The sequence below is a fragment of the Pseudomonas sp. WPR_5_2 genome (assembly GCF_003634475.1).
GTDB lineage: Bacteria > Pseudomonadota > Gammaproteobacteria > Pseudomonadales > Pseudomonadaceae > Aquipseudomonas > Aquipseudomonas izuensis.
The window spans coordinates 236,333-259,922 of sequence record NZ_RBLA01000007.1; the positions used below are offsets into that span (position 1 = coordinate 236,333).

Consider the following 23,590-nt stretch of genomic DNA (forward strand, 5'->3'; position numbering starts at 1 on the left):
ACCATGTCGAACTTAGTGACCAATGCTGGACACACCCATGTCGATGGACATGGGCATGATGACCATCACCACGACTCGGGCGAGATGACCGTATTCGGTTTCTGGCTCTACCTGATGACCGACTGCATTCTGTTTGCGTCGATCTTCGCAGCGTACGCGGTACTGGTTAACAACGTAGCGGGTGGCCCGTCGGGCCACGATATCTTCGAACTGCCATACGTACTGGGCGAAACCGCTCTGCTGCTGTTCAGTTCGATCACCTACGGCTTCGCCATGCTGGCGTTCTTCCGTGGCAACAAGAAGCAGGTCCTGGGCTGGCTGGCCCTGACCTTCGTGTTCGGTGCCGGCTTCATCGGCATGGAAATCAACGAGTTCCACATGTTGATCTCCGAGGGCTACGGCCCTAACCGTTCGGGCTTCCTGTCCGCGTTCTTCACCCTGGTTGGTACCCACGGTCTGCACGTGACCAGCGGTCTGATCTGGATGGCGATCATGATGTATCAGGTGCAGAAAAACGGCCTGACGGCGACCAACAAGACCCGTCTGAGCTGCCTGAGCCTGTTCTGGCACTTCCTGGACGTCGTGTGGATCTGCGTATTCACCGTTGTTTATCTGATGGGGACTATGTAAATGGCTAACGCTCATTCCCACAATGGCCACGACGACGGCAGCCACGGCAGCGTCAAGTCCTACGGCATTGGCTTCATCCTGTCGGTCATCCTGACCCTGATTCCGTTCGGTCTGGTGATGTACCCGACGTTGCCGAAGTCGATCACTTTGTTGATCGTCGTGGCTTTCGCCGTGATCCAGGTGCTGGTGCACCTGGTGTACTTCCTGCACCTGGATCGTTCGCAGGCGCAGCGTAACAACGTGATTGCGTTTGTCTTTGCCGCGATCGTGATTGCCCTGCTGGTTGGTCTGTCGATCTGGATCATGTTCAGCATCCACACGTTCATGATGGCGAAGTGAGGTAAGTCCGGATGTCCTTTAAGCACTTTATCCAAATCACCAAACCGGGGATCATTTTCGGTAACGTGCTTTCTGTGGCAGGCGGATTTTTCCTGGCCTCCAAAGGGCATGTCGATCTGGCCATCTTCCTGGCCGCGATGATCGGCACGTCCCTGGTGGTCGCCTCCGGTTGCGTGTTCAACAACTGCATCGACCGCGACATCGACATTAAGATGGAACGCACCAAGAACCGGGTGCTGGTCCAGGGCCTCATCTCCCTGAAACTGGCCCTGGCCTATGCGACCGTCCTGGGTGTCGCCGGCGTTGCGCTGTTGTACAAGGTGGCCAACCCGTTGGCCGCGCTGTTCGCGGTCATCGGCTTCGTTATCTACGTCGGCTTCTACAGCCTGTACCTCAAGCGCAAGTCGGTTCACGGCACGCTGGTGGGCAGCCTGTCGGGTGCCATGCCGCCGGTGATCGGCTACGTCGCGGTGAGCAACACCTTCGACATGGCCGCGCTGACCCTGCTGGTGATGTTCAGCCTGTGGCAGATGCCGCATTCCTACGCCATCGCGATCTTCCGCTTCAACGATTACCTGGCCGCATCGATTCCGGTGCTGCCAGTGAAGCGCGGAATCCAGGTGGCCAAGAAGCACATCCTGATCTACATCCTGGCCTTCCTCGTGGCGACCTTGATGCTGACCTTCAGCGGCTACGCCGGCATGAGCTACCTCGCCGTCGCCGCGGCCATGGGCATGTACTGGCTGTACATGGCCTGGACCGGCTACAAGGCAGTGGATGACACGGTCTGGGCACGCAAGCTGTTCGTGTTCTCGATCTTCACCATTACCGCGTTGAGCGTGATGATGTCCCTGGACTTCAAAGTGCCGACCGAGCTGCTGCTGACGTACGCGCCTTAAGCGTCGGACGCGATAAAGAAAAACCCCGCCCTTTGAGAGAAGGTGCGGGGTTTTTTGTTGGGGGTTTCTGGTGGGCCGAGGTGCCGCTTTCGCGAGCAGGCTCGCTCCCGCGCTGGGTTCGTGTTGCCGCCAATTATCCGCACTACGCTGAACTCCTGTGGGAGCAAAGCTTGCTCGCGATTACGGTTGGTCAGCCGGCACTGATGCTGGATCGAACTCCGTCATCGCGAGCAAGCTTTGCTCCCACAGGGGAAATGCGTACAGACTCCCAAATAGGTCGGCTGTCATGCCGCCAGTCATCGGCGCACCGAATGGAGTCTTTGTGGGAGCAACTGTCTTTCCCCTGCCATTGATCACCGCCTTCGCGGGCAAGCCCGCTCCCACAGTTGCCGGCGTTATCCGTTATTTTTGAGGAGTGTCGAGCAATCGCAAAAACCGCTCGCGCACCTGGGTGTTGTCGCTGTGGGCGACGTTGAAGCGCAGGTACTGGCTGGCATCCGGCGCTTTGCTGAGCAGGGTGCCGGGGGCCAGCACCAGGTCGATTTCCAGACCTTTCCTCGCCAGTGTTTCGGCGTGAAACCCTTCGGGTAATCGCGTCCAGATGTACAACCCTTCATGGGGCAGCGACGACACCGAGCAACCGGCCTCCACCAGCCAGCTCGCCACCCGGCTGCTCGACTCGTAAAGCCTGTCCACCGTGCGCCGGGTATGTTTGGCATAGCTGCCATCGCTGAGCATCGTGCAGATAATCTGTTCCGCCAGCTCCGAGGTCATGCCGCCGCAGGCCATTTTCAGGGTGACCATCCGCGCCGCCAGTTGCGGCGAAAGCACCGCATAGCTGACTCGACAGTTCGCCGTCAGGGTCTTGGAGAAACCGGACACGTAGCTGACATTGTCCAGCCCGCCCGCTGCCAGGCGCGGTGACGTTCGTTGCTGCATGTCGCAATACAAATCGTCTTCAACGATGTGAAAACCATAACGGTGACTCAACTCCAGCAAGCGATAGACCTGGGCCGGGGAAAACGAGTGCCCGGTCGGGTTGTGCAGGGTGTTGTTGGTCATGTAGAGCACGGGACGATGGGCGATCACCCGTTGCTCGAAGGCCTCCAGGTCCATGCCGTCAAAACCCCGGTGGATGGTGATGACCTTCGCGCCATGCAGGGCCAGGTTGGTGTGCATGGTGAAGTAACACGGATCGTCGAGCAGTACCGTGTCGCCGGGTTTGACCAGCAGGCGCATCAGCATGTCGATGGCCTGCACGGTGTTGGCGGTGGTAACGATCTGCTCCACGGGCACTTCGATGCCCAGGGTCGCCAGCTTGACCCGCAATGCCTCGCGCAGCGGCAGGTAACCGGCGGCGACGCCGTATTCGCCCATGCGCAGGGAGGTGGCGCGAAGCGTGCCGCGCACGGCTTTGAGCAATTCGTCTGCAGGCAGCCACGAGGAGGGCAGGAAACCGGCGCCGGGGCGTAGCGCGCCAATGTCCTGCAGCACGGCGCGGCGGACCACGCTCAGCGTATCCTGAGGTTGCAGGTCAGGGACCGCATCGGTCTTGAGGGTGGTGCTGGAGCGGTGCACGTAATGCCCCGAGCCCTGTCGTGAAACCACCAGGCCCTTGGCCCGCAAGCGGTCCAGTGCATCCACCACCGTGGATTTGCCCACGTTCATCAGCTCGGAGAGTTCGCGAATCGGTGGCAGCCGCGAACCGTGGGGCAGGCCGCCCTGGCTGATCGCCACCGACAACTGATCGACGATCTGCTGGACCAGCGGCACTCCCGGCTGGAACTCGATGGCGGCGATCACTGCGCGCTGAACCTGCATTTTACTGGTCTCTCCGGCAGTAAAGTTCGTTTGATTCTATACGAACTTGCTCTGATGAAATCAAGCGTCCCTCTCTACCATCACCTTACAGACTTTCCTGATTGTTCGCGCCGGGCGCCTGAACAATCGCTGGTTCCAGAGGTGCTGCATGAGTGTTCAAACCACGGTTGCCGTTGCCAAACCGGTGATCAATATCCGCCTGTTCATGATCCGGATCATCACCGCCGTGTCGTTGTTCGCGGTGTTGGGCAAGGCCAACGTCTGGCTCGACACCGCGACCAACAGCATCCTGGCCCTCGGTTATCGGGCCTTGCTGCTGTTGCTGCCGCTGACCTTGCTGGTCCTGGGGCGCCGTTCCCTGAGCGTGACGCTGCTCTGCGCCGCCCTCGGGCTGGTGCTGCTGGCCGTCACCAGCAACCAGGGTGTTGTGATGTTCGCGGCGGCGTTGTTTGCCTACGGCATTGCGATTGCCGGTTACCTGATCAAGAGCGAAGCGGCGCAAACCAAGGAAGGCGCGGCGTACAACCGCGTGGCCATGAACATGGGCAGCCTGCTGGCCGGTCTGATCCTGCTGTCGCCGCTGCTGACTCCGACGATGTTCTTCCTCGGCGCCGCGAGCTTCGTATTGCTGTGCCTGCCCATCGCCATGGGGGCGACCTTCACCTCGGAGCCGGTGGCGGCCAGTCCCGTGCGCCACGACGGCAGCGGCTGGCGCAACAAACTGCCGTGGGTGATCGCCGGGATCATCATGGGCATCAAGTTGTTCGGGGTGTTCTCGATCCTGCCGCAAGCGATCCTGCTCAAGACCGGTGAGCTGCCGGCCTGGTACGGCCTGATGCTGATCCTCAACAGCGCCGTGGTGGTGTTCGCCCAGGTGCCGATGATGAAGCTGATCGAGCGCACCGGGCGCTTCAAGGTCGTCGCGGTGATCGGGATTATCGTCGGTGGTTTTGCAGTGCTGTCATCACCGGCCGCGTTCCATGTCGAAACCCTGGTCGGCGCGCTGATCTGGGTGGCGCTGCTGTCGCTCGCCGAATGCGCGTTCAGCTACCTCGATTACTTCTCGGTCAAGCAGAACAACATGTTCGTCAAGGAAGTATCCCTGGGCGTCGGTGCCGGGTTGACGGTGCTGGTCATGCGGGTCGTGCCGGCGCCTTACAACGCCCTGGTGCTGGCGGTCATCGGTGCCGGTGGGATCCTGGCCTGGTACTGGTTCAACCGTAAATCCAGTGCGTCGTTGCACGACTGAGTCATCGCAGCTTGGGTTTTCACTTTGCAGTTCGAGGGCATCATGAATACGACTTCATGTGTAGTAGTAGTCGGGTACAACGGCAATCGGGTTCACGACATCCAGAAATTGCGCGACCTGTGCAAGTCGCTCTACAACGCCCGGCTGATTTTGCTGGTCGAGCAGATTCAGCCCCATGACGAGCAGGTGGCCGATCACGTCTGCAGCACATCGCTGGCCGAAAAGGACGTGGCGGCCTCCCTTGAACTGGTGGTCGGCTGCCTGAGCGGCGACCGCTGGAAACTGATCGGCGTGCTGCCGTTTTCCGATCGCGGTGTATTGCTCGGTGCGGCCCTGGCCGGCCACTTCGGTTTGCCCGGCATCACCCGCGCCGAGGCGCGGGCAGGGTTGGACAAGCAGGTTTTCCGCCATCTCGAAGCGACGGCTGAAACGTCGCCGGAAGATTATCGCGCTGTGTTTTCCGGGCGGGTCGAGAGCCTGCCGGAGCTGCGCCAGCGGGTGGTTGAACTGGGTGGCAAGGCCTTCATCAAACCGGCCTGTGAAGGTGCCAGCCGCGGCTGCCGCGTGATCCATCACCCGTCTGAATGCGATGAGGCCTGGCACGCGCTCAAGCCTTACCGCGAGGGCGGCATTGTCCTCGAAGAGTTGATCCAGGACGCCCGGGAATACAGTTGGGACTGCGTGGCCGGCAGCACCTGGGTCACCGAAAAAACCACCACCGAAGGCGCCTATCGCGCCGAGATCCAGCAAGTGGTGCCCGCGCCGTTGCCGGCGGATGTGCAGACCCGATTGATGGCTGCCGGTCGGCATATGGCCGGCCTGGTCTCCCAGAACAACGGCGCGTGGCACAACGAAGTGTTCCACAGGGCCGACCAGTTGACCTCGGCCGTGGAAACCAACATGCGTCCCGGTGGCATGCACATCTGGGACCTGGCCAAGCGCGCCTTCGTCGATTTCAACCCTTGGGAGCGCTGGGTGCGCTGGGCCGTGGAAGGTCGGATCGAGCACCACGAGCCGGTACCGCGCGGCTATTGCGGCATTCGTCTGCTGAGGGCGCCGGCGGGTGGAATCCTGCGCTCCACGCCCGATATCGAAGCCCTGGCCCGGGCGCTGGACATCGAAGTGGTGGAAGCCACGTTCGCCAAGCGCGTCGGTGATTCGGTCAGTGCACTGGTGAAAGACAACTTCTCGTTTATCGGCCACATCGTGTTGTTCAACGAACACTACGGGCAGCTCAGCAATGACCTGTTACGCCTGGCCGATGCCATCGAAACAAGGGTCGGGATCACCAGCCTGGCACCGCCCGTGAGGGCTGTGGGTTAAGCCCCGGGGATCGATGTTTTTTGCAGTATTGATCAAGAGGATTTGGAAAATGATTGAACACATGACCTGTGATGAACGCTTCATCGCCCTGGCCAGGGAATTCGGTTATGACATCTACGGCGAGAACACCGCTGGCGGTCATTACGCCCCCCTGATTCGCCATCACGACGAACTGTATATCAGCGGCATGGTGCCGCGCATGAACGGCAAGATTCACTACCCCGGTCGGGTCGGGCTCGACCTCAGCCTGGCGGATGCGCAAGCGGCGGCCAGCATCAGCGCGATGCGCGGCCTGGCACTGATGGTCGATGCCATTGGCTCACTGGATAAAATCAAATCGCTGATCCGGGTCACGGTCTACGTGAAATCCACGGCAGACTTTGTCGATCTCAGTGAAGTGGCCAACGGTGCCTCGGATGTCTTCAGTCATGTGTTGGGCGATGCCGGGAAACATACAAGAACCACCGTGGGTGTTTATCAGTTACCGAAAAATGCTGCCGTGGAAGTTGATATGATCGCGGCGTTGCGGCCTTCGGTTCTGTAAGTGGCTTTACAGGGGGTTATTGTTTATCTAGTGTCTGCTTACTTAAATCGCCGGTAAGTCAGGATTCGCGGATGAATAATACTAAAGGTGAGTTTTTTTCTTATAAGGATTTTCGCGAGAGTTTGCAGCCCCCGCCTGTCAGTGCGCGGGTGTGGAAACAAGGTGAACTTGCCGACATGCGCCAGAGCCTTGCGCAAAGTGAGGTCGATATTGTCGCGCTGGCCCACGACAACAGCCTCGAAGGGTGCAGGTTGACGCCGGGAATGGCAGTGTCCATGCAATGGTTGATACCCGGCGCGGAGCTCATCGGCCATGCTCATTCCTGGTGGCACCTGTTCATCATTCAGTCCGGCATCGGCGCATTGACCCTGGGCGATGCCGATGCCGTGAACGTCGGCCCAGGCGACGTGTTGCTGGTGCCGGCCTGGACCCGGCATGGCTTCGTCAACACCAGTGCCACGGAGCCGCTGGCCATGCTGAACATGAGCAACATGCCGCAAATGGCGATGCTCTCCAACCTGGCAACCGCCACGGGCTGACCCTCCCCAAATTTCCCCCACCCCTGTAGGAGCGAGCTCTGCTCGCGATGAAATCGAAGACGCCGCGGGCTGTCAGGCTTCCCGCGTTATCGTTGGCGACCATCGTCGGAACGCCGCCCGGAGCCGAGCTCGCTCCTACAGGGGCGCAGATTTCCCTGCGTCATCAACTTTCTGTATCCGTAGAAACAGATAATTTCTGTATCTGTTCAGCGTTTATTCAACTTAATACGATCGCTTCCAATGCAACGGATTCATGTGGTTAGTGCAAGGGAGCGTTCTATGGAAAGTACGAAACTGCAATTGTATGTTGGCGCGGATTTTGTCAGTGCTTTTGCGATGTCGGCATTTGTGGCATTGAAAGAAAAGCAACTTTCATTCGAGTTGGTCACGGTGGATTTGAAAACACGGGAGAATTATAAAGCGACTTATCATGATCTTTCCCTGACCAATAAAATTCCAACGTTAGTTTATGAAGGTTTTGCCCTGTCGGAATCTTCCGCCATCGCCGAATACCTGGATGAACTATCACCAGGGTCCAAAAAGCTGCTCCCCCAAGACATCAGGCAGCGCGCCCGTGCCCGTCAGCTTCAGGCCTGGTTGCGCAGCGATCTGTTGGTGGTGCGTAAAGAGCGCCCGTTTGACCTGGTGTACTTCGGCAAGAAAGACAACCCGCTCTCCGACGAAGCCCGTGCCGCGGTCGACCGTTTGTTCTTCGTGGCGGACCGCTTGCTGCAAGAGGGTGCCGAGCATCTGTTCGGTGACTGGAGCATCGCCGACACCGACCTGGCAATCATGCTCAACCGACTGGTCGCCAATGGTGATCCGGTGCCTGCGCGACTCGTGGCCTATGTGCACCGCCAGTGGGATCGCGACAGCGTTCGGGCATGGATGGACATAGAGCGCGTAGCGCCAGCTATCCAGTGACAACTGCCAGCCAACACCAGGAGCGCTGCCATGCAGGGAATGTCGGAGCAGGAAAGATACAAACCCTATAACTCACGCACCATCCGCGACACGCCGTACTGGCACAAGCTGACGCCGGCCTTGCAGGAAGCCATGACCGTCGTGGCGCGGGTCATGCCGTTTCGCACCAACGAATATGTACTGGGGACGCTGATCGACTGGAACAACATTCCGGACGATCCGATTTTCCGCATGACCTTTCCCCACAAGGATATGTTGCTGCCGGACGAATATGCGTCCCTCAGGCAATTGATCGAGCAGGATGACGCCGTTGCCATCAAGCGGCGGATCGAGACGATCTGGCTGCGCATGAACCCCCATCCGGCCGGGCAGCTGACACACAACAACGCCACCCTCGACGGAAAAGTCCTACCGGGCATTCAGCACAAATACCGCGAGACCGTGCTGTTTTTTCCCGGTGCCGGTCAGACCTGTCATGCGTACTGCACCTTCTGTTTCCGCTGGGCACAGTTCATCGGTGAGGAGGAACTCAAGTTCAACGCACGGGAATCCCAGGCGCTAGTGAGTTACCTGCGGGTGCACACGCAAGTGACCGATGTGCTGATCACTGGGGGCGATCCGCTGATCATGAACACCCGTTCGCTGGCCGGATACATCGAGCCGTTGCTGGAACTGCCGCATCTGAAAAGCATCCGCATCGGCACCAAGTCCGTGGCGTATTGGCCGCAGCGGTTTGTCAGCGACAAGGACGCGCCCGAGTTGCTCGATCTGTTTCGGCGGATCGTCGCGGCCGGGAAAAACCTGTCGATCATGGGCCACTACAACCACCCGGTGGAGATCTGCCAGGACATCGCCCGGCAAGCCGTCGAACGCATTCGCTCCACCGGCGCGACGCTGCGTATGCAGGCACCGGTGATCCGCCACATCAACGAAAACCCCGCCGATTGGGCCGAACTGTGGACCGAAGGCGTACGGCTCGGGGCGGTGCCGTATTACATGTTCGTCGAGCGCGATACCGGCCCCAGCCATTACTTCGCGATGCCGCTGGCGCGGGCGTTCGAGATCTTTCAGGCGGCGTATCGCACGGTGTCCGGGTTGGCGCGCACGGTACGCGGGCCCTCCATGAGCACCTTCTACGGCAAGGTGTTGATCAACGGCATCGAGACCGTCGCCGGGGAAAAAGTCTTCGTGCTGCAGTTCCTCCAGGCCCGGGACCCGCAGTGGGTCTTGCGTACCTTCTATGCGCGCTTCGATCCACAGGCGACCTGGTTCGACGAGTTGCGCCCGGCGTTTGGCGAGCGAGCATTTTTCTTTCAGAACGAGCCTGAGTTGTTGCTGGCACCTAAGCCGGAATTGATACCGGTGCTGCTGCAAACGGCGTAGGACCGTTCTTGCATAAAGCGCTTGAATACTGGGGAGACAAGGACATGAGCGGTATCCCGTTTGATCAACGCGAAGGATGGATCTGGTTCGACGGCGAGTTCGTCGAATGGTCCCAGGCGCGCCTGCATGTGCTGAGCCACGGCTTGCATTACGCGAGCACGGTGTATGAAGGGGAGCGCGTGTACAACGGCAAGGTCTTCAAGCTGCGCGAGCACACCGAGCGGCTGTATCGCTCGGCGCAGCTGATGGATTTTGCCATCCCGTTCGAACCCGCCGAACTGGAAGCGGCCAGCCACCAATTGCTGCAACGCAACCAGGTGGTCGAGGGTTATCTGCGGCCGGTGGCCTGGCGTGGCAGCGAGATGATTTCCACCTCGGCACGTTTCAACCGCGTGCATGTGGCGATCGCCTGTTGGCAATGGCCGAGCTATTTCGACCCGGCGGCACGCATGGCCGGCATTCGCCTGAAGACGGCAACCTGGCGCCGTCCGCCACCGAGCAGCAGCCCCTTCGAAGCCAAGGCGTCGGGGCATTATCAGATCGCCACGCTGAGCAAGCACGACGCGGAAAACAACGGCTATCACGATGCACTGATGCTCGACTGGCGCGGCCAGGTCGCTGAAGCCACCAGCGCCAACGTGTTCTTCGCCAAAGGTCGGACCTTGTACACGCCGGTGCCGGATTGTTTCCTCGACGGCATTACCCGTCAGACCGTCATCGAACTGGCCAGGGCCCTGGATTACCAGGTGATCGAGACGACGATTTTGCCTACGCAACTGGGCGACTTCGACGAGTGTTTTCTGACCGGCACCGCCGCCGAAATCACTCCCGTGCAGAGCATCGATGAACAGCACTACCGACCGGGCACCGCTTGCCGCGAATTGATTGCCGCTTACACCTCAACCGTCAACGCCTGATAAACAGCCAGGAACCTCACCATGTCAGATCAAGGGATTGTTGCGTCCAAACCTTATGTTTCGCTGGGCCATCGCCATGAGGAATTGTCGAGCCGTGGCTGGACGGTGCTGACGTCGGGGGAGTTTGCCCACGACGTTGTTGGCACCCTGCACGAGTTCGGTCGGGTCATTCCGCAGTTCAACGGGCAGACGGCTTTCGCCATCACCCGCAAACCAGGCTACGAAGACCTGCCGTACTCCCAGAGCATGAACGGCATCGGCCCGCACACCGAAGCGCCGGTGTATGGCCCGCCGCCACGTTACCTGGCATTGCATTGCCATCGGCAGGCAACCTGCGGTGGCGGGCACACTGGCTTGGTGGATGGCTATGAGTTTCTGAAGTCGCTGGAGCGCACCGAGCCTGAGTTGCGCGAATGGCTGGATGATACCCCGGTGGAGTTCGTCGCCACCGCCAAACCCGGCGAACCTGCGCAGACTCGGGTCAAGGAATACATCCTGACGCCTACAGAGGACGGCGACATTTTCCGCTTCAGTTACAACCAGTTTCACTACGGCGATGTGAACCCGTCCAAGGAAGCCTTGCAGCAGTCCCTGGTCGCCAACAACGACTCGCCGCTGGCCAGATTTGCCGTGCTCGGCGAAGCGTATTTCGTCGAGCACAATGTTCCGGTGCTGATTCCCGACGGCTGCCTGCTGATTTGGGACAACTGGCGCATGATCCACGCCCGCAGCCGATACACTGACCCGGCGCGCCACCTGACCCGCTACTGGCTGGCCTGAACTCTCATTCCATCGGCGTACCCGTGAGCGGGTACGCGTCCTACAGGTATCGCGTCATGCAAACAGCAATCGAGATCGCCAAGGTCGATCATCAACTGATCGTGCGGCTCAATCAGGCCTGGACCCGGCGTGCCACGGTGTGCTCGCCGGAGAAGATGTCGGTCGACGAAGTGTTCGACCCGTCGCGCCCGGACTACCCGGAGCGCATGGTGCCGTTTTTTCACCACCCGAAATTCCAGGCCTTGAGCGAGACGCTCAAGAGCAGCGTGGTGACCTGGGGCTGGATCGGCTACAACCTGCGCACCGTGACCGCCGAGGAGCACGTGGTGAACCCGGCGCTGAGCGTCATTGCCAATCAATACCTGGGCAAGGATGACTGGCATTTTCGCGAGGCCATGCAGCAGACCTTGATCGACGAGCACTACCACACGCTCATGCACCTGCGGGCCATCGAGCGGACCAAACTGGAGCGCGCGCTCGATCAGGATCTGGACTTGCCGCCGTCAGTCACCTATCTGCGGCTGCTGGCCTTGCGAGAAACGCTGGCCGAGCAATGGCAGAAAGACCTGGCGGCAATCACCTTTGCGGTGGTGGCCGAGATCAGCGTCAACGCTTACCTGGATCTGTTGGCGGATGACCAGAGCATCCAGCCGCAAAACCGCCGCGTGGCTGAAATGCATAACCGCGACGAATACGCCCACAGCAAGGTGCTCGCCGAAGTCGCCAAGGTCATGTACGCCAACATGCAGCCCGTGCAGCGGGAATTTTTCGCACGCACCTTGTCGGTAGCGCTGAGTGCGTTTGTCGCCCAGGACTACTCGATGTGGGAGGCAATTCTGACCCAGCTCGGGGTTGATGAGGCCGAGTCGATCATTGCCGACACCCGCGAGAGCAATAAGAACGCGACGATCATGCGCGACTACAGTGGCCTGCATAAATTGGCGCAGGACCTGGGCATCAGCGATCAGATCGATTTCGATTTTCGCCCGACCTTGAAAGCCACTGCGGCGGCCTGAATCAGGAGGTGTGCATGTCTGTTCCCGTGTACGAAGTGTTCGCCATCCGTGTCGGCGCCAATGCCCAGCGCACCGCCAGGGAGAACTTTCTCTACGACGCCTGCTGCGGTGATCCGAATGCGCCGATGCCGCTGGATTACTACTTCTGGGTGATCCGTAACGAGCAGCAAGTGATCGTGGTCGACACCTGTTTTCAACCGGCCACGGCGGACCGGCGCAATCGTCAGATGTATCGCCTGCCAGAAGAATCCCTGCGGCAACTGGACATCGATCCGGCACAGGTCGAGCAGCTGATTCTCACTCATTTGCACTGGGACCATGCCGGCAACCTGGGGCTGTTTCCCAATGCCACGGTGCATTTGCAGGAAGCGGAGCTGCGCTTCTGCACCGGGCCGAAAATGGCCCATCGCACGGTGAACAAAACCTACGAGGTCGAGGACGTGATGTCGGCGCTGCCGCCTCTGTTCGAAGGGCGCATGCGCTTGCACAGTGGCATGGCCCAAGTGCTGCCCGGTGTCACTGTGCATGCGGTGGGCGGGCATACGCCCGGCAGCCAGGTGGTGCGGGTGAACACCGGGCGTGGCTGGATCGTGTTGGCGTCGGATGCCGCGCACCTGTGGGTCAACATCCGTCAGCGCAGCCCGTTTCCGATCCTCGATGACCTGGCACAAACCCTTGAAGCCTTCAGCGAAATCGACCGTCTGGCCGATAGCGAAGACCACGTCATCCCGGGCCACGATCCATTGATCGCCGAGCGCTTCCCGCACTGGAATGATGATCCGCATATCATCTGCCTGCACCAGAACCCAAGTTGACCAGTTCCCCCCTGTGGGAGCGAGCCTGCTCGCGAAGACGCCAGCACATTCAATATTCATGTGCCTGATACATCGCCTTCGCGAGCAGGCTCGCTCCCACAGGGTATATGTCAGCTCGGCCTTTTGAGCATTTGGCCAAGGGTTCGCAGGGCCTCGTCGATACGAGGCGAATACGGCGCGCCGCACCCTATCCGCACAAAGTGACCGAAACGCCTGGCATTGGAAAAGATATCCCCAGGGGAAATCAGGATGCCGACCTTCAGGGCCTCGTGAAACAACGCCATGGACGAATATTCACGGGGCAATTCTACCCACAGCAATGTCCCGCCTCGTGGGTTGGTCACGCTCGTGCCTTGGGGAAAGTAACGCTGGATTGCCTCGCTCATGTGCTGGCGCTGTAGCGTCAGGGTTTTGCGCAAACGACGCAGGTAGCGTTCGTAGGACGGTGTCCCCATGTAGGCACTGACCGCCAGTTGCGACAGGGCTTCGCAACCATGGGACTGGGTGTGCTTGAGCATCTCGACGCGCTCGTGCCATTTGCCGGCGCTGATCCAGCCCAGGCGCACGCCCGGTGCCAGGGTTTTGTTCAATGAAGCGCAATAGATCAGGCTATCGGTGCGGTCCCAGTGCTTGAGTGTGGACAAGGGGTGTTCGGTTTCCACCAGATCGCCATAGGTGTCGTCCTCGATCAGCACGGTGTCGTGCCCGGCGCACAGTTGTACCAGTCGCGCCTTGTTGGCGTCGGGCATGATGCTGCCCAACGGGTTGTGCAGGTTGGGAATGACGATCAACGCCTTGATCCGCTCGGGGCCTAGCAACAATTGTTCGAGGGCCAGCAGATTGATCCCGCTGTGGGGCGAGGCCGGGACTTCCAGTACCCGCAGGTTGAGGCTTTCGAGAATCTGCAGCAAACCGTAGAAGGTCGGCGACTCCACCGCCACGGTATCGCCTGGACGGGTCACCGCGCGCAACGCCAGATTGATCGCTTCGGTCGCGCCGTTGGTGATCACGATGCGCTCGGCGGTGAGGTGGGTTTTGGTCGTCAACGCCCGGCGCGCCAGGATGTTGCGCAGCGCGATGTGGCCGCAGGTCGAGCCCGTGGTATCGAGCAAATGCGGGTCCTGGCGCAACGTCCTGAGCATGTTGTCCTGCAGGGTCTTGAGCGGATAAAGCTGCGGCGCGCAGTAGGCGCTGGCGAAGTTGACCTTGATCGTCGCCCGCTGACTGGCCTTGAGCACCGATGACACCTGTTGGTGGATGCCCACATAGGCCTCGGCATCCAGCGGCGGGGGCAGGGCGAGCGGTGCCGGTCTGGCCGGCGTGTCGGGTTGGCGAATGTAGTTGCCGGAGCGTGGTCGCGCTTCCAGCACACCATAGTCTTCAAGTTCCCGGCATATCTGCACAGCGGTCGACAGGCTGACAGCGTGTTTCTCCATCATCAGGCGAATCGAAGGGAAGCGTTCACCGGTTTTCAGGGTGCCGCTGCGAATGGCGTCCAGGTAGTGGTTCGCCAACTGACGGTATAAAGGAGTCGTGTTCATGATGACCTCAGCAGTCGCACCACTGAGGTCTCTGGCTGGAAAGTGAGGTTGACGCTCCACGACCTTCATCAGAGCAGGCGGACCCGTGGTGCTGAAGGGTTAAGGGAAGGATGTTTCTGGCGTCGATACTGGAAGAGTAATCGCGGATTTGCCCGAATCACGGGCAATAAAAAGCCCCGCTCGGGGGCGGGGCTCTTAAGTGAGGCTGTGAGGTACCTGTGGCGAGGGAGCTTGCTCCCGCTTGAGTGCAGAGCACTCACCAAAATCTGCAATTGCTGTCAGATTTTTGGGGCCGCTGCGCAGCCCAGCGCGAGCAAGCTCACTCGCCACAGGGTTTCACGGTTACTGCGCGGCGATGCTGTAGCCGTCGAACGCGGTCTGCTGTTGCAGGGCGGTGATGATGTTCTTGCGGTTGGCGGCTTGTTCGGCGCCGGTGTTGTCCAGGAAGGTCTCGCTTTGCAGCTCGGCTTCTTCGCCTTCGCCAACAAAAGTGAAGCCAAGGAATTCCAGGGCTTCGCGGTCGACGTTCAGGCGCGAGCGCGGCGTGCGCAGCGGCAGGGTGACGCTCATGCCGTCCTTGCTGATGGTGAACACTTCGGCTTCTTTCTTGACCCGCGCAGCCTTGCTCTTGCCGCCGCTCGGGTTGCTGATCGCCTGATGCGTCTGGTTCAGTACCTTCAATGCCAGACCGTAGACGATTTCCTGAAACGCCGGGTCGTCCTTGAAGCTGGAGAGAATGCGGCTGATCGGGAACTTGCTGCTCAAGTCTTCCAGGGCGGCAATGTCGGCAGCCTCGGCATCCTTGAGCTGCTTGAGCTGGCCCATCAGTTCATAGGCTTTGTCGTCGTCGAAGCTGTCATGTGCCTGGCGGATCGCGGTGCGCAGTTCGCGGATCTGGTCGCTTTCGCGGCTCGACTGGAAAGCGTCCAGCACCATCTCGCTGATGGTTTTGGCCTGTGGCACGTGCTGTGAAAGATTGATGGAGTTTTCGTATTCCGCTTTGGACGACAAGGTGACTACGGATTCAGCGGTGTTGGAATCGGACATTGAAATTTCACTACTTCTTTAAACTTGAATTGAGGCGAGAAAGCACGGGGGCCTTTTCAGGCCGACTAATCTATTGGACCGGGACGGCATTGTCACGGTCCAACGGGCGGATGGGCAAAATCCTTGTGGGGTAGGAGCTGGCAAGCCAGCTCCTACAAAGGCGCGGCCTTGAGGAATCGGAACACCTGATAAAACCTGATCGCCCGTCCACAAAACAGGCCGCTGGCAAAGCCTGATGCACACGCCTTGAGCAAAACCATCGGCAGCGTCGCCGAGTATTGCGGATGCACTTCGGCCTGATAGGCAAAGTAATAGTTGATGAAAAAAAACAGCAGGTAGAGCGCCAGGGTCTTGGCTGTTCCCCGCAATATCAACCCGGATCCCCGTTCGTCCAGCACAACGCCCTGGCGTGAAAAGATCACCTGTGCCGCGACACTCGCCACGATCACAGCGGTTACCCAATAGCCCAAGGTCAGCAGTGGATGGTCCGTCAAATCCAGCGAATACAACGACCAGACCAGCAGAATCGGCGGGGTGAGCATCAACGAGATTTTGCTTTCGCGGGTCGGGAAGAGGGCTTTGATGCCCAGGTAACAGAGCAACAGAAAAACCGCGTACACCCATAACGGTGTGTTTTGCAGGGTATTGATCATCAGGCAGTATCCTTTGCCAACAATGTGTGTCCGGATTTTACCCATTTCACTGAGAACCGCCGCAAAAAAATGCCCCGTGTTTGTAACAAACACGGGGCATTTTCCATTCGGTCGCGAGATAGCGCGTTTAGGGGGGCAACAGCTTCTGCGCCCGTTTGTCCGCCAGGTGCTGAACCACCAGCCGCCCGATCAGCACCATCAGGGTCAGGGTGATCAGCAGCACCGAAATGGCCGCAACGCTCGGATCGACGTTATCGCGCAGGCCGCTCCAGATGCGTTTGGGCAGTGTGTCGACGTCGACGCTGGTGATGAACAGCGTCACCGCGACCTCTTCCCACGACAGGGCAAAGCCCAATAGTGCAGTGGAGGCCAGGCCCAGTTTCAGGTTCGGCAGGATCACCATGAAGGTGGTCTGCATCAGGCTGGCGCCGAGGTTGCGCGAGGCCAGTTCGATGCGTCGGTCAATCTGGCTGAGGGCGACCAGCATGGTCACCACGCCGTAAGGGACGACCATGATCACATGGGCAATCACCACGCCGGGAAGGGTGTCATAACCCATGCCCGGAGCGAATCGGCCGAGCTTGGTTTCCATGAAGTACAGGACCAGCGCGGAAATCACCGGCGGAATCGCCATCGGCAACAACACCAGGCCGATCAGCGCCGTGGCCAGTTTCGAACGCATGTACCAGATGCCGAGGCTGAAGCTGGCCGCCAGCAAGGTAGCGATCACGCTGGTGGCGAAGGCGATGGTCAGGCTCTGGCTGATGGCGTGGAACCAGTCAGGATTGCTGACCAGCGCTTCGTAGTGACGCAGCGACCAGTTGCCCTCCGGCATCGAAAGGAACCGCTTGCTGGTGAACGACACCGGAATGACCGTCAGCAGCGGGAACAGCATGAAGGCCATGGCGACCACGGCCAGCAGCCGGGTGCTCAGGCTAGTGCGATGAGTGTTCATAGTTATCTCAGCCTACCAGTCGGTTCACGCGGGTCATTTTCAGCAGCACCCAGATCAACGCGCTGACCAGGGCCAGCAACACCACGCTCAGTGCCGCGCCCAGGCCCCAGTTGCTGGTCTGGAACATTTGCAGGAACACATACTCAGCGATCATCACCGTTTGCCCGCCGCCCAACAGCACCGGGGTGATGAAGAAGCCCAGGCAGAACACGAACACCATGATGAACGCCCCCAGCATGCCCGGCAGGGTCTGCGGCAGCAGCACTTGCCAGAAGGTGCGCAAGGCACCGGCGCCCAGGCCGCGCGAGGCCATGAGCACCCGTTGATCCAGTTGACGCATGGTCGACAGCAGCGGGAACACCGCGTACGGGATCATCACGTGGAGCATGCCGATAACCACGCCGATTTCATTGCGGCTCAGTTGCAGCGGTTGATCGATCAGGCCCATGCCCATCAGGCCATTGTTGAGCACGCCGTTGCTGCGCAGGGCGATCAGCCAGCCGAAGGCCCGGACCAGCACGGAAATCCAGAAGGGAATGAAGATGCAGATCTCCACCACCCGCTGCCAGAACGGCGGGCTGAACACCCAGCAGTAAGCCAGCAAGTAACCGATCACCAAGGCCAGGCAGCTGACCGTCATGCACAGGCGCAAGGTGCGCCAGAGCATTTCGTGGATCGCGGGGTCGGTGGCGATGCGCTGGTACTGTTCGATGCCCGGCGTCGGCAGCGAGAAACTCCAGCCGACCACACCGAGAAACGGCAACACATAGAAAATCAGCAGCAACACGGGCAGCGGGAACAGCAGCAAGCCACGCTCCAGGCCCGGCGAGCTGAAGCGGGGCTTGGGGGCGCTAAGGGTAGTGGTCAGGGTCGTCGTCATGGTCGATGGCTCACTTGGACAACCGCGTCAGATACTCTTCGAGGGCCTTGGAGTAGTTGTCGGCGTACCACTGGGCATTGAGGGCGATCTGTTTTTTCAGGTTCGCTTCGGAGGCGCAGTTGGCTTCCAGCTGCTTGCCCGACATCAGTTTTTCGGTGGCGCTGTTCGACGGCCCGTTGCCCAGCAGTTCGAACAGTTTGAGCTGGCCTTCAGGCGCAAACGCATTCTGGATGAACTGCATGGCCGGTTGCGTGCCCGCCGGGTTGCCTTGCAACACGGCCCAGCTGCTGGAGTTGATGAAGCCATTGTCGAAACTCCAGCGCACGCGGTTGTCGGTGTCTTCGCTGAGCAGCTTGGCGCGGGTATGCCAGATCGCCCCCACCGAGACTTCGCCATCGACCATCAGTTGCTGGCTCTCGGCGCCCGAGCTCCAGAACGACAACACGTGGGGTTTGATCTCGTCGATCTTCTTCATCGCCCGCGGTACGTCCAGCGGGTAGAGCTGATCGGCCGGAACACCGTCGGCCAGCAACGCCGCTTCGAGCATCCCGTTCATCCATTTGTACAACGTGCGCTTGCCGGGGAATTTCTTCACGTCCCAGAAATCGGCCCAGGTCTTGGGTCCGTTGTCGCCGAATTTGGCGCTGTCCCAGGCCATCACGTAGCTGAATTGATAGCTGGCGATACCGAAGTCCGAGGCGAGCGCCGGGGCCACCTGATCGCGCTTGATAACGTTGTAGTCCAGTGGTTGCAGGATCTTTTCGCGGCCCAGCACGAGGGCGCTGTAGCTCTCGACATCGACCACGTCCCAGCTCGGTTGACCGCTGGCCAGTTGCGAGCGGATCGCGCCTTCGGTGGGGCCGGCGCCGTCGATGCGCACTTGAATGCCGGTGTTCTTGGTAAAGGTGTCGGTCCAGGCCGAGCGGAAGGCATTCAGGGCATCGCCACCCCAGTTGACCACCACCAGCGGCTTGTCGGCCGACCAACTGATGCCACTGCGCAGCGCCAGTGGTACCGCGGCCAGCAGGCCCATGGCCTGGATGAAGGTGCGACGGTTGATCTGACCGTCACGGGCCTTTTCGATCAGCACTTCAATGCAGTCTTGTTGGTGATTCTGGCGCATGGGCAAGTCCTCGTTCTGCGGGTGTCGCGACGGACACCAGCCTTTATTGTTGTCAGGGGAAGAGCGCTATTTCAGGCAAGTTCTTGCGGCTTCAGGCCGGCAGCAGGAAGCTCTGCTGCACCGGCCAGCTCAGCCACACGGGGGCGCCGCCGGGCATCAGGGCGCCCGGGTGATTGCCGGGCACGGACAGGTTGATCGGCAGGGTATCGCCACCGACCTTGAGCGCCAGATGGGTGCTTGAACCCTGGTAGACCTTGTCGGTGAGTTGCGCGGGCATCACGTTGTAGCCGTCGCGGGTCGGGCATTCGCTGTGCAATTCCATGTGCTCGGGACGCACGGCCAGCACAATAGGCTCCCTGCCCAAGGGCGCGGGGGCGAGGGCGTGCAGAACGCTGGTGCCGCAGCGCCCGCTGGCGGTCGGACCATTGCGGGACAAGTCGGCCAGCGGGAACAGGTTCATCTTGCCGAGGAACTCGGCGACGAAACGGCTCTCGGGGCGGTTGTAGATGTTTTCCGGGGTGTCGACCTGGGTCAGCTTGCCATGGTTGAAAATCGCGATGCGCGACGACAGCGCCAGGGCTTCGTTCTGGTCGTGGGTGACGAACACGAAGCTGGTGCCGACCTGACGGTGGATGCGTTGCAACTCGGTTTGCAGTTGTTCGCGCAGGTTCTTGTCCAGTGCCGACAGCGGTTCATCCAGCAACAGCAGTTCCGGTTCGAACACCAGCGCCCGGGCAATCGCCACACGCTGTTGCTGGCCACCGGACAGTTCGGCGGGCTTTTTGTGCATGTGTGCACCAAGGCCGACCACTTCCAGAATGCGCTTGACCCGGCGCTGGCGTTCTTCGGCTGCGACTTTTCTGATGCGCAGCGGATAGGCCACGTTGTCCTCCACGCTCATGTGCGGGAACAGCGCATAGCCCTGGAACACCATGCCGAAATTCCGCTTCTCGGCTGGGCGCCGGATGATGTCGACGCCTTGTTCCATCAGTTTGCCCGCGGTCGGGCTGAGGAAGCCGGCCAGGATCATCAGCAAGGTGGTTTTGCCCGAACCGGAAGGGCCCAGCAAGGTAAGGAATTCGCCTTGGCGAACGTCGAGATCGACGTTATCCAGCGCTGCGAAACGACCGTAATACTGGCTGATACCTTGTGCGCTGAGCTGAATCGCTGAACGGCTGGACACAATGAGGTTCCTCTTTTTATTGCCCACATGACGTACGAGGACGGATGTAAATCCGACATGGGCTTTGGGCTCATTATTGTTAAAAATATCGCTACATCAATGGAATTATTTTGCTCGTATTGGTTAGTTTTATTACTCAATCTCCCGCCTTCATTAAACCAACGCGACCTGTGGGGAAGCCGTGAACCTGTGGGAGCGAGCCTGCTCGCGAAAGCAATTTTTCAGACGACATCAATGTTGAATGTAAGGGCCCTTTCGCGAGCAGGCTCGCTCCCACAGGGGATGCTGTGAGTGTCAGAGGGGGTCCTGCCAGGTCTGGTGCGACGATTGCAGCTGGGTCTTGACCCAGTTACTGAACGCCTGGACCACCGCGCGCTCGGCCTTCTGCGGGTCTGCCGCCAGGTAATAGCCGCGGTGCAGGTCGATGCTGATGTCGAACGGGCGCACCAGCAAACCCTTGGACAAGGCATCGCCGCTGATCAGGTTGTCGCCAATGGCGATGCCCTGGCCGGCAATGCAGGCGGATTGCGCGCAGTGCGCATCGGAGAACAATATTCCGCTCGCCGCGTTGACCCCCGAGGCGCCGGCCGCGGTCAGCCAGACACGCCAGTCCGAATAGTCGGTCATGTGCAGCAGCGGGAAGTGACTGAGTTCCTGCGGGCTCTTCAAGCCGCTCAACGCATTGATCAAGCGCGGGCTGCACACCGGAAAGAAGCGCAGCGCGACGATCTCTTCAACCCTCATTTCTGGCCAGTCGCCAATCCCGTAGGCGATGAACAGATCCACGCCGGGGTTGTTGATGTCGTCCGGCGTGCGGGGGGAAATCAGCTGCAACTGCACCTGCGGGTACTGACGCAAGAACGCGCCGATGTGGTGGCACAACCAATAGGTGGCGAACCCCGGCGCGCAACTGACGCACAGGCGACCGGAGATTTCCTGGTCGTCAATGAGCTGCCCGGCGTCGAGCAGGTCCAACAAAATCCCATGCACCTCGCGCGCATAGCGTTCGCCTTGATACGTCAGGCCGATCCCCCGGCCGATGCGCTCGGTGAGGGCGAAGCCGACACATTCCTCAAGCTTGCTGATCTGGTGGCTGATGGCGCTGCGAGTCAGGTTCAGTTCACGGGCGGCGACCGACACGCTGCCCAAGCGGGCAACCGCGTCCAGCGCGCGAAGGGCTGTCATCGAGGGAAAGCGCATAAATCATTCCGCTGTGGGGTGAATGTGAAGGCGTATGGTGACGTAAATCGAACAGTCAGGCCAAAAAAAATCGATTGTTGTATCGGTTGATTCAACAATACTAACCTGACTTGTCATCGGGTCGGTCCGGCCCATCTTCAAAGAGGTGCTGCATGACCCGTTGTGCCCAGGCGCTCGTTCAGTTGCTCGAAAGCTATGGCGTTGAACACGTCTTCGGCATTCCCGGCGTGCACACCGTCGAGCTTTATCGTGGCCTGCACGGCAGCCGCCTGACGCACGTCAGCCCGCGTCACGAACAGGGTGCCGGGTTCATGGCCGACGGTTATGCCCGTGCCAGTGGCAAGCCCGGGGTGTGCTTCATCATCACCGGCCCCGGCATGACCAATATCATCACTGCGATGGGGCAGGCCTACGCGGATTCGGTGCCGATGCTGGTGATCTCCACCTGCAACCGGCGCGAACACTTGCGTCTGGGCCATGGTCACCTGCATGAACTGCCCGATCAGCGTGCGCTGGTCGCCGGGGTGTGTGCCTTCAGCCACACCGTGCAGCACCCGGACCAGTTGCCGGAAGTGCTGGCGCGGGCCTTTGCCTTGTTTGGCTGCACCCGGCCACGACCGGTGCATATCGAGATTCCGCTGGACGTGCTGGAAATGTCCGCAGACGGCCTGGACTTAAGTCCTCGCCCGTTGCCGGCTGCACCGGCCCCGGCGCCAGAGGCCATTGAAGCGGCGCTGGCCCTGATCCATGCCGCGCAACGTCCCTTGATCCTCGCCGGTGGCGGCACCCGTCGCTGTGCCGAAGCCCTCACATTGCTTGCCGAACGCTTGCAGGCCCCCGTCGCACTGACCACCAACGCCCGAGGCTTGCTGGCGCCGGACCATCCCTTGCTGCTCGATGGCGTGCAGTCGTCAGCTCATGGTCGCGAACTGTTCGCCGAGGCGGACGTGGTGCTGGCCATCGGCACCGAACTGGGTGAAACCGACTACGACTTTTTTGGCCTTGGTCCCTTGGCGTTCAAGGCGCCCTTGATCCGTCTCGACATTGATCCGATGCAAGTGCTGGGCGCCCAACCGGCCCGGGTCGGTTTGCTGGGTGATGCCGAACACGGTTTGCGTGCATTGCTGGCGCGACTGCCACAACGTCAGGCCGATCCTGCCTGGGCGAGTGAGCGGGTGACGCGGGTAAACGCGCTGGAACACGCCGGCTGGAACGCGAAGCAAGGGCGCCTTCAGGCGCTGCTCGACACGGTTCGCGACGCCTTGCCGCAGCCGCTGATCGTCGGCGACTCGACTCAACCGGTGTACCAGGGCGCCCTGGGTTATCGCGCGCCAACACCCAACAGTTGGTTCAACGCCGGCAGTGGCTACGGAACCCTGGGTTACGGGTTGCCCGCTGCCATCGGTGCCAAACTGGCCCGTCCGCAGCGTCCGGTGGTGGCGTTGGTAGGGGACGGTGGCCTGCAGTTTTCCAGCGCCGAACTGATCGCCGCCAAAGAGGCGGGCGCCGGTGTGATCCTGCTGTTGTGGAACAACGCCAGCTACGCCGAAATCCGCGATTACATGAACGCCCGGTCGGTGCCGTTGCTGGGGGTGGACATCCTTACGCCGGACTTCGCTGCCCTGGCGCAAAGTTGCCACGTGGCCCATCACCGGGCGCGCGATCTGGACAGCCTGCGCGAGTTGCTTGGCCGACTCGGCAGCGGTGGCGAGCCGGTGATGATCGAGCTGGATGCCGCGGATTTCCTCGAATAGAACAACAAAAATTTTCAGGTCCTCCAGCTGCGCAAAGCGCGAGGGACCTTTCTACTGCCCTGAACTCAAGGTGGC

General features: G+C 60.3%; 23 protein-coding genes. 14 read left to right on the forward strand and 9 right to left on the reverse strand.

Going from position 1 to position 23,590, the window contains the following annotated elements:
• The first annotated feature begins 3 nt into the window (after window positions 1-3).
• Genes BJ917_RS24830 through cyoE form a run of 3 tightly spaced genes read left to right on the forward strand, consistent with a single transcriptional unit; the run spans window position 4 to window position 1,868 of the window.
• Window positions 4-630 (forward strand): cytochrome o ubiquinol oxidase subunit III, encoded by a 627-nt coding sequence (locus BJ917_RS24830; RefSeq protein WP_096513372.1) that lies wholly within the window; start codon window positions 4-6, stop codon window positions 628-630.
• Window positions 631-969, forward strand: coding sequence for a cytochrome o ubiquinol oxidase subunit IV (gene cyoD / locus BJ917_RS24835; protein ID WP_096513371.1), 339 nt, complete (start codon window positions 631-633; stop codon window positions 967-969).
• An 11-nt stretch (window positions 970-980) separates the two neighbouring features.
• Entirely contained in the window at window positions 981-1,868 is an 888-nt protein-coding gene (gene cyoE, locus BJ917_RS24840) for a heme o synthase (RefSeq protein ID WP_096513370.1), read from the forward strand.
• Window positions 1,869-2,270: 402 nt separating this feature from the next.
• Here cyoE and BJ917_RS24850 read toward each other — a convergent pair whose 3' ends face one another.
• Complete coding sequence (locus BJ917_RS24850; protein ID WP_121105038.1) at window positions 2,271-3,689, reverse strand: PLP-dependent aminotransferase family protein; 1,419 nt, start codon at window positions 3,687-3,689, stop codon at window positions 2,271-2,273.
• Between the two features lie 148 nt (window positions 3,690-3,837).
• Here BJ917_RS24850 and BJ917_RS24855 point away from each other — a divergent pair, with 148 nt between their 5' ends.
• The 10 genes from BJ917_RS24855 to BJ917_RS24900 all read left to right on the forward strand — a co-directional run bounded on the left by BJ917_RS24855 (window position 3,838) and on the right by BJ917_RS24900 (window position 13,179).
• Window positions 3,838-4,938 carry a hypothetical protein gene (locus BJ917_RS24855; RefSeq protein WP_096513367.1) on the forward strand — a complete coding sequence of 367 codons (1,101 nt, stop codon included), beginning with the start codon at window positions 3,838-3,840 and terminating at the stop codon, window positions 4,936-4,938.
• 42 nt (window positions 4,939-4,980) lie between these two features.
• Window positions 4,981-6,261: a biotin carboxylase gene (locus BJ917_RS24860; RefSeq protein ID WP_121105135.1), complete on the forward strand. Its 1,281-nt coding sequence runs from the start codon at window positions 4,981-4,983 to the stop codon at window positions 6,259-6,261.
• Between the two features lie 49 nt (window positions 6,262-6,310).
• Entirely contained in the window at window positions 6,311-6,805 is a 495-nt protein-coding gene (locus BJ917_RS24865) for a RidA family protein (protein ID WP_096513366.1), read from the forward strand.
• A gap of 71 nt (window positions 6,806-6,876) precedes the next feature.
• The gene (locus tag BJ917_RS24870; protein WP_121105040.1) at window positions 6,877-7,344 is read left to right on the forward strand and encodes a cupin domain-containing protein; all 468 of its coding nucleotides are present in this window, start codon (window positions 6,877-6,879) and stop codon (window positions 7,342-7,344) included.
• 279 nt (window positions 7,345-7,623) lie between these two features.
• Window positions 7,624-8,268 (forward strand): glutathione transferase, encoded by a 645-nt coding sequence (yfcF, locus tag BJ917_RS24875; protein WP_121105042.1) that lies wholly within the window; start codon window positions 7,624-7,626, stop codon window positions 8,266-8,268.
• 30 nt (window positions 8,269-8,298) lie between these two features.
• A complete protein-coding gene (locus BJ917_RS24880; protein WP_121105044.1) occupies window positions 8,299-9,651 on the forward strand; it encodes a KamA family radical SAM protein in 1,353 nt (450 codons plus the stop codon).
• 44 nt (window positions 9,652-9,695) lie between these two features.
• The gene (locus BJ917_RS24885) at window positions 9,696-10,568 is read left to right on the forward strand and encodes a branched-chain amino acid aminotransferase (RefSeq protein WP_121105046.1); all 873 of its coding nucleotides are present in this window, start codon (window positions 9,696-9,698) and stop codon (window positions 10,566-10,568) included.
• Between the two features lie 21 nt (window positions 10,569-10,589).
• On the forward strand, window positions 10,590-11,348 hold the full coding sequence (locus tag BJ917_RS24890; protein WP_121105048.1) for a TauD/TfdA family dioxygenase: 759 nt from the start codon (window positions 10,590-10,592) through the stop codon (window positions 11,346-11,348).
• A gap of 56 nt (window positions 11,349-11,404) precedes the next feature.
• The gene (locus BJ917_RS24895) at window positions 11,405-12,364 is read left to right on the forward strand and encodes a diiron oxygenase (RefSeq protein WP_121105050.1); all 960 of its coding nucleotides are present in this window, start codon (window positions 11,405-11,407) and stop codon (window positions 12,362-12,364) included.
• A 14-nt stretch (window positions 12,365-12,378) separates the two neighbouring features.
• On the forward strand, window positions 12,379-13,179 hold the full coding sequence (locus BJ917_RS24900; protein ID WP_121105052.1) for an N-acyl homoserine lactonase family protein: 801 nt from the start codon (window positions 12,379-12,381) through the stop codon (window positions 13,177-13,179).
• 110 nt (window positions 13,180-13,289) lie between these two features.
• Here the strand turns inward: BJ917_RS24900 and BJ917_RS24905 are convergent, their stop codons facing one another.
• The 8 genes from BJ917_RS24905 to BJ917_RS24945 all read right to left on the reverse strand — a co-directional run bounded on the left by BJ917_RS24905 (window position 13,290) and on the right by BJ917_RS24945 (window position 21,761).
• Complete coding sequence (locus tag BJ917_RS24905; RefSeq protein ID WP_121105054.1) at window positions 13,290-14,720, reverse strand: PLP-dependent aminotransferase family protein; 1,431 nt, start codon at window positions 14,718-14,720, stop codon at window positions 13,290-13,292.
• A gap of 342 nt (window positions 14,721-15,062) precedes the next feature.
• Complete coding sequence (locus BJ917_RS24910) at window positions 15,063-15,767, reverse strand: hypothetical protein (protein WP_096513357.1); 705 nt, start codon at window positions 15,765-15,767, stop codon at window positions 15,063-15,065.
• Between the two features lie 152 nt (window positions 15,768-15,919).
• Window positions 15,920-16,420, reverse strand: coding sequence for a hypothetical protein (locus BJ917_RS24915; RefSeq protein WP_096513356.1), 501 nt, complete (start codon window positions 16,418-16,420; stop codon window positions 15,920-15,922).
• Window positions 16,421-16,547: 127 nt separating this feature from the next.
• Window positions 16,548-17,375 (reverse strand): ABC transporter permease, encoded by an 828-nt coding sequence (locus BJ917_RS24920; protein ID WP_096513355.1) that lies wholly within the window; start codon window positions 17,373-17,375, stop codon window positions 16,548-16,550.
• 7 nt (window positions 17,376-17,382) lie between these two features.
• Window positions 17,383-18,255, reverse strand: a complete 873-nt coding sequence (locus tag BJ917_RS24925) for an ABC transporter permease (protein ID WP_096513354.1) — start codon at window positions 18,253-18,255, stop codon at window positions 17,383-17,385.
• A 10-nt stretch (window positions 18,256-18,265) separates the two neighbouring features.
• Window positions 18,266-19,378: an ABC transporter substrate-binding protein gene (locus BJ917_RS24930; RefSeq protein WP_121105056.1), complete on the reverse strand. Its 1,113-nt coding sequence runs from the start codon at window positions 19,376-19,378 to the stop codon at window positions 18,266-18,268.
• 91 nt (window positions 19,379-19,469) lie between these two features.
• Window positions 19,470-20,561, reverse strand: coding sequence for an ABC transporter ATP-binding protein (locus BJ917_RS24935; RefSeq protein WP_096513352.1), 1,092 nt, complete (start codon window positions 20,559-20,561; stop codon window positions 19,470-19,472).
• A gap of 294 nt (window positions 20,562-20,855) precedes the next feature.
• Window positions 20,856-21,761, reverse strand: a complete 906-nt coding sequence (locus BJ917_RS24945) for a LysR substrate-binding domain-containing protein (protein WP_121105060.1) — start codon at window positions 21,759-21,761, stop codon at window positions 20,856-20,858.
• Window positions 21,762-21,913: 152 nt separating this feature from the next.
• On the opposite strand from BJ917_RS24945, the gene BJ917_RS24950 reads away from it, so the two are divergent.
• Window positions 21,914-23,515: a 5-guanidino-2-oxopentanoate decarboxylase gene (locus BJ917_RS24950; RefSeq protein ID WP_121105062.1), complete on the forward strand. Its 1,602-nt coding sequence runs from the start codon at window positions 21,914-21,916 to the stop codon at window positions 23,513-23,515.
• Window positions 23,516-23,590 lie beyond the last annotated feature (75 nt).

What these genes read in the sequence shown, in the direction of transcription:
- BJ917_RS24945 (WP_121105060.1), bottom strand. Translation starts at nt 21,761, where the DNA reads ATGCGCTTTCCCTCGATGACAGCCCTTCGCGCGCTGGACGCGGTTGCC.
- BJ917_RS24830 (WP_096513372.1), top strand. Translation starts at nt 4, where the DNA reads ATGTCGAACTTAGTGACCAATGCTGGACACACCCATGTCGATGGACAT.
- BJ917_RS24900 (WP_121105052.1), top strand. Translation starts at nt 12,379, where the DNA reads ATGTCTGTTCCCGTGTACGAAGTGTTCGCCATCCGTGTCGGCGCCAAT.
- cyoE (WP_096513370.1), top strand. Translation starts at nt 981, where the DNA reads ATGTCCTTTAAGCACTTTATCCAAATCACCAAACCGGGGATCATTTTC.
- BJ917_RS24905 (WP_121105054.1), bottom strand. Translation starts at nt 14,720, where the DNA reads ATGAACACGACTCCTTTATACCGTCAGTTGGCGAACCACTACCTGGAC.
- BJ917_RS24865 (WP_096513366.1), top strand. Translation starts at nt 6,311, where the DNA reads ATGATTGAACACATGACCTGTGATGAACGCTTCATCGCCCTGGCCAGG.
- BJ917_RS24890 (WP_121105048.1), top strand. Translation starts at nt 10,590, where the DNA reads ATGTCAGATCAAGGGATTGTTGCGTCCAAACCTTATGTTTCGCTGGGC.
- cyoD (WP_096513371.1), top strand. Translation starts at nt 631, where the DNA reads ATGGCTAACGCTCATTCCCACAATGGCCACGACGACGGCAGCCACGGC.
- BJ917_RS24925 (WP_096513354.1), bottom strand. Translation starts at nt 18,255, where the DNA reads ATGACGACGACCCTGACCACTACCCTTAGCGCCCCCAAGCCCCGCTTC.
- BJ917_RS24920 (WP_096513355.1), bottom strand. Translation starts at nt 17,375, where the DNA reads ATGAACACTCATCGCACTAGCCTGAGCACCCGGCTGCTGGCCGTGGTC.
- BJ917_RS24895 (WP_121105050.1), top strand. Translation starts at nt 11,405, where the DNA reads ATGCAAACAGCAATCGAGATCGCCAAGGTCGATCATCAACTGATCGTG.
- BJ917_RS24860 (WP_121105135.1), top strand. Translation starts at nt 4,981, where the DNA reads ATGAATACGACTTCATGTGTAGTAGTAGTCGGGTACAACGGCAATCGG.
- BJ917_RS24880 (WP_121105044.1), top strand. Translation starts at nt 8,299, where the DNA reads ATGCAGGGAATGTCGGAGCAGGAAAGATACAAACCCTATAACTCACGC.
- BJ917_RS24910 (WP_096513357.1), bottom strand. Translation starts at nt 15,767, where the DNA reads ATGTCCGATTCCAACACCGCTGAATCCGTAGTCACCTTGTCGTCCAAA.
- yfcF (WP_121105042.1), top strand. Translation starts at nt 7,624, where the DNA reads ATGGAAAGTACGAAACTGCAATTGTATGTTGGCGCGGATTTTGTCAGT.
- BJ917_RS24930 (WP_121105056.1), bottom strand. Translation starts at nt 19,378, where the DNA reads ATGCGCCAGAATCACCAACAAGACTGCATTGAAGTGCTGATCGAAAAG.
- BJ917_RS24850 (WP_121105038.1), bottom strand. Translation starts at nt 3,689, where the DNA reads ATGCAGGTTCAGCGCGCAGTGATCGCCGCCATCGAGTTCCAGCCGGGA.
- BJ917_RS24950 (WP_121105062.1), top strand. Translation starts at nt 21,914, where the DNA reads ATGACCCGTTGTGCCCAGGCGCTCGTTCAGTTGCTCGAAAGCTATGGC.
- BJ917_RS24870 (WP_121105040.1), top strand. Translation starts at nt 6,877, where the DNA reads ATGAATAATACTAAAGGTGAGTTTTTTTCTTATAAGGATTTTCGCGAG.
- BJ917_RS24915 (WP_096513356.1), bottom strand. Translation starts at nt 16,420, where the DNA reads ATGATCAATACCCTGCAAAACACACCGTTATGGGTGTACGCGGTTTTT.
- BJ917_RS24855 (WP_096513367.1), top strand. Translation starts at nt 3,838, where the DNA reads ATGAGTGTTCAAACCACGGTTGCCGTTGCCAAACCGGTGATCAATATC.
- BJ917_RS24885 (WP_121105046.1), top strand. Translation starts at nt 9,696, where the DNA reads ATGAGCGGTATCCCGTTTGATCAACGCGAAGGATGGATCTGGTTCGAC.